We start from the raw sequence: 4,012 nt of genomic DNA, 5'->3' as shown, positions 1-4,012 counted from the left end.
ATAGTCGCATGAGCCTTGATCCCGATATCGCCGCACTGCTCGAGATGGTGCAGGCCGGCACCGAAAGCGGGGCACGCATTCCGTTTCCGCAACTGACGGCCGAACAGGCGCGGGCCGATTTCGATGCATCATCGCCGCTGCTCGATGTCGATCCGCCGGCGCTCGCTTACGAGCGTCACCTCGCGCTGCCGATGCGCGATGGAGCCATGATCGAGGCGAGGCTGTACGCGAAGCAGGAGCCAGGCCGTCGCAATCCGGCGCCGGTGATTCTCTACATGCACGGCGGCGGCTTTGTCGTCGGAAGCCCGGACTCACATCAGCCTTTGTGCCGCGGTCTCGCCGAAGACAGCGGCGCGGCCGTGCTGTCGGTTGGCTATCGGCTTGCGCCGGAGCACAAGTTTCCGACCGCGTTCGAGGATGCAGTCGATGCGCTGGCCTGGATCGGCCGCGACGGGCCTGCTGCAGGGCTAGATGCCGGCCGCGTCGCCGTCGGCGGCGACAGCGCCGGCGGGACGCTCGCCGCGGCGCTTGCCATCGAAGCCAAGGCGAACAGAATCCTGCCACAGCCTGTGCTTCAGGTGCTCGCCTATCCCGGTCTGAGCTCCCGGCAAACCTCCGATTCCTATGAGCAATATGGTTCCGGCTATCTCCTGGAGCGCAGCACCGTCGAGTGGTTCTTCCGGCAATATCTCCGCGACGATTCCGATCGTGACGATTGGCGCTTTGCGCCGCTGGCCGCGGAAGATCTCTCGGGGCTGTCCCCGGCGCTCATTGTGCTCGCCGAATGTGATCCCCTGGTGGACGAAGGGCGCGAATACGCAGCAAAGCTCCGCGCTGCCGGCGTTCCCGTCGACCTGCAGGTCTATCCGGGCATGATCCACGAGTTCCTGCGGATGGGAAATGTCGTGGCCGACGCCCTGCAGGCGCGGGTGGCGATCGGGCAGGCGCTGGCCAGCGCGTTTCGCGCAGCAGGCGAAAGGCCGCGGCCGGGCATGGAAAGACAGGGCATATGAAGGTATGCCATAACTCCCGTCTCTCGCAGCCTCGCCGCAAGCCGTTCTCGAGCCGCACCCCATGAGCAAGAATTTACTCTCCGATCGCAGGCTGTCTCGCCGCGCGCTTCTCACAGTGGGCGCGGGCATCGGCGGCGGGGTGCTTGCAGGTGGCTGGCCCATCGCGCTTGCTCAAGCCGCCGCGCCGCAGGCCGGCCCGCGCGTCGCCGCGCTCGGCTGGGCCTGCGCGCAGACCATTCTGGCGCTTGGCGTCGTACCGTTAGTCATTCCGGAAATCGAGCGTTACAGCCGGCTCGTCGTCGAACCGGCTGTCCCGTCAAGCGTTCAGGAGATCGGCCTGCGTTCGGAGCCAAATCTCGAACTGCTGCAGAGTTTTTCGCCCGATATCATCATCGTCGATCCCAGCATCACGGCCGCAATACCGCGGCTCAAGCTGATTGCGCCGGTCGAGGTCTTCACGATTTTCAAGCCCGGCCGACATCCGCTCGAGACAGCACGCAGCTCGACGATGGAGCTGGCGCAGCGCCTCGGCGTGCAGGCCGCTTGCGAGGCCTATCTGGCGCGCTTCGATGCCGCCATGGCCGGCTACCGCGATCAGCTTCGCGGTCGCAGCGGCAAGCCGCTGTATCTCGTCAGCGAGATCGCGCGCAACCGTGCGCTCGTGTTCGGCCCGAATAGCCTTTACCAGGAAGTCCTCGGTCAGTTCGGATTGAAGAATGCCTGGACCGGGCAGAGCGGTCCTTGGGGACATACCAGCGTTGGTCTTGAAGTGCTCGCCGCGGTTCCGGATGCGCGATTGGTTCTGATGAGTTCGCGGGTTGCCGATATCGAAGCCCTGCTCAACGCAAGCCCGGTGCTGCGGACCCTGCCGTTCCTTAGGTCGGGGCGGCTGACGGTGCTGGGAAATCAATTCTTCTATGGCGGCGTGCCAGCGGCCGAACGCTTCGCACGCCTTCTCGCCGAACGTTTGCCGCAGGAAAACAATGAGCAAGGTTGACGCGCTGCCCGCCCGATCCGGGATCGAAATGCATCCTGCGATACTGATCGGCTTGCTGTTTGCGGCGGCCTCTGCGCTGACCTTTCGGCACCTGTCGGGATATCTGCCTGTTAACGCGTGGTTGCCGGTGCTGTGGCGTCCCGAAATCGACGATCCGCAGCAGATGCTCGTGCATTATACCGTGTTTCCGCGAATTGCGGTGGCGCTATTGGCCGGCGCAGCATTGGGCCTTGCCGGCGCCGTCTGTCAGCAGGTGCTGCGCAATCCGCTGGCCGAGCCGACCACGCTCGGTGTCTCGAACGGCGCCTATCTCGCGCTGGCCATGACGACGTTGTGGGCGCCATCGCTGCTTGCGTTCGGCCGCGAGTGGATTGCGCTGGTCGGCGGGTTCGCCGCGTTCCTGTGCGTGTTCGGCCTCACCTGGAAACGTGCGCTATCGCCGGTCGTGCTGGTGCTGGCCGGGCTGATCGTTGGCTACTATTGCGCCGTGACGACCCAGGCCCTGGTGTTGCTCAACCATGACTACCTGATCGGCCTGTTCATCTGGGGCGCGGGCTATCTCAACCAGCAGGACTGGAGCAATGCGGCGTTCCTGGCGCCGCGGCTTCTGATTTCGTTCGTGCTGATCGCGGCGATGGTCCGCCCGCTGACCTTGCTCGGCTTCGACGACGAGACCGCGCGCAATCTCGGCCTCGGATTGACAGGCGCGCGGGTCTGCGCGCTTGGCATTGCGATCGCTCTCAGCGCTTCGGTGGTCAGTGTGGTCGGCGTATTGGGCTTTGTCGGTCTGACCGGGCCGGCTCTCGCGATGCTTGCAGGCGCGCGTCGTTTCCGCGATCGGCTGATCTGGGCGCCGCTCTGCGGCGCCGGCCTGCTGTGGCTGGCAGACGAGCTTGTGCTGCTGATTCCGCCGGGCTATCGCGAGATGCCGGCCGGCGCAGCCACGGCCTTGATCGGCGCGCCCTTGTTGCTGGTGCTGTTGCCGCGGCTACGGTCTGCAGCTCCGGTCGGAAATCTCACACCATCCGTTCCACCACGTCTCGACCATCCCTGGCGGGTGATCCTGTTTGGTCTGGCCTTGCTGTTGTTCGTGGTCTGGATCGCGCTCGCAGTCGGGGTCGGCGCCGAGGGCTGGAACTGGAGTGGTCTCGCCGGCATCCAGGAATTCCTGCCGTGGCGCTGGCCGCGCGTGGTATCGGCGTTGGCCGCAGGGGCCACGCTGGCGGTGGCGGGCACGCTGCTGCAGCGCATGACCGGAAATCCGATGGCGGCTCCAGAGGTGATGGGGATCAGCTACGGTGCCGCGATGGGCGTGATCGTTCTTCTCTATCTCCTTCCTTCCCACACGCGCGTGGCGCAGATTGCAGGCGGCGGGATCGGGGCCTTCATCGTGCTCGGGCTGGTTCTCCTGTTCAGCCGGCGGTCCGAATTCAGTCCGGAGCGTGTGCTGCTGGCTGGTGTCGCCATGAGCGCGGCGTTCGGCGCCATCATCGCCATGGCACTGGCGACCGGCGATCCGCGCATCGGCATGCTGCTGTCGTTGCTGACCGGATCGCTCTATCAGATCGGCTCGGCCGAGGCCTGGGTCCTCGCCGCCGCGGCGCTGCTTCTGCTGATCATGGTGCCGATGCTGTCTCGCTGGCTCGACATCCTGCCGCTCGGCCCGGCGGCCTCGCGTTCTATAGGCGTATCGATGGCGAGAAGCCGCATCATCATCATGCTGCTGACCGCATTGTTGACGGCGACGGCGACGCTGATGGTCGGGCTATTGAGCCTGGTCGGTTTCATCGCGCCGCACATGGCGCGGATGATGGGCGCGCAGCGCGCGCTTCATCAGACCGCGCTGGCCGCGCTGATTGGAGCAATCCTGATGGTGTTTGCGGATTGGGCAGGGCGAATGGTGATCTTCCCGTTCCAGATGCCGGCCGGCATTTTCGCGATGATGCTCGCCGGGCCCTATCTTCTCTGGCTGTTGCGCCCGCAACGCGGATGACGGCGAAGC

Annotated in this window: 3 protein-coding genes; all 3 read left to right on the top strand. The window is 65.4% G+C overall.

All coding sequences use genetic code 11. The features are described 5' to 3' along the window. Positions 1 to 8 precede the first annotated feature (8 nt). The 3 genes from LMTR13_RS30745 (at position 9) to fhuB (ending at position 4,003) form a co-directional block, all read left to right on the top strand. Positions 9 to 1,013 (top strand): alpha/beta hydrolase, encoded by a 1,005-nt coding sequence (locus tag LMTR13_RS30745; protein WP_065731040.1) that lies wholly within the window; start codon positions 9 to 11, stop codon positions 1,011 to 1,013. Positions 1,014 to 1,074: 61 nt separating this feature from the next. Continuing rightward, on the top strand, positions 1,075 to 2,010 hold the full coding sequence (locus LMTR13_RS30740) for an ABC transporter substrate-binding protein (RefSeq protein WP_065731039.1): 936 nt from the start codon (positions 1,075 to 1,077) through the stop codon (positions 2,008 to 2,010). Then, positions 1,997 to 4,003 (top strand): Fe(3+)-hydroxamate ABC transporter permease FhuB, encoded by a 2,007-nt coding sequence (fhuB, locus tag LMTR13_RS30735; RefSeq protein ID WP_197520945.1) that lies wholly within the window; start codon positions 1,997 to 1,999, stop codon positions 4,001 to 4,003. The genes LMTR13_RS30740 and fhuB overlap by 14 nt, the downstream gene beginning before the upstream one ends. Positions 4,004 to 4,012 lie beyond the last annotated feature (9 nt).

Origin of the sequence: Bradyrhizobium icense (genome assembly GCF_001693385.1) — a bacterium.
GTDB lineage: Bacteria > Pseudomonadota > Alphaproteobacteria > Rhizobiales > Xanthobacteraceae > Bradyrhizobium > Bradyrhizobium icense.
This window is presented reverse-complemented; position numbering and strand designations above follow the sequence as displayed.

What these genes read in the sequence shown, in the direction of transcription:
- LMTR13_RS30745 (WP_065731040.1), top strand. Translation starts at nt 9, where the DNA reads ATGAGCCTTGATCCCGATATCGCCGCACTGCTCGAGATGGTGCAGGCC.
- LMTR13_RS30740 (WP_065731039.1), top strand. Translation starts at nt 1,075, where the DNA reads ATGAGCAAGAATTTACTCTCCGATCGCAGGCTGTCTCGCCGCGCGCTT.
- fhuB (WP_197520945.1), top strand. Translation starts at nt 1,997, where the DNA reads ATGAGCAAGGTTGACGCGCTGCCCGCCCGATCCGGGATCGAAATGCAT.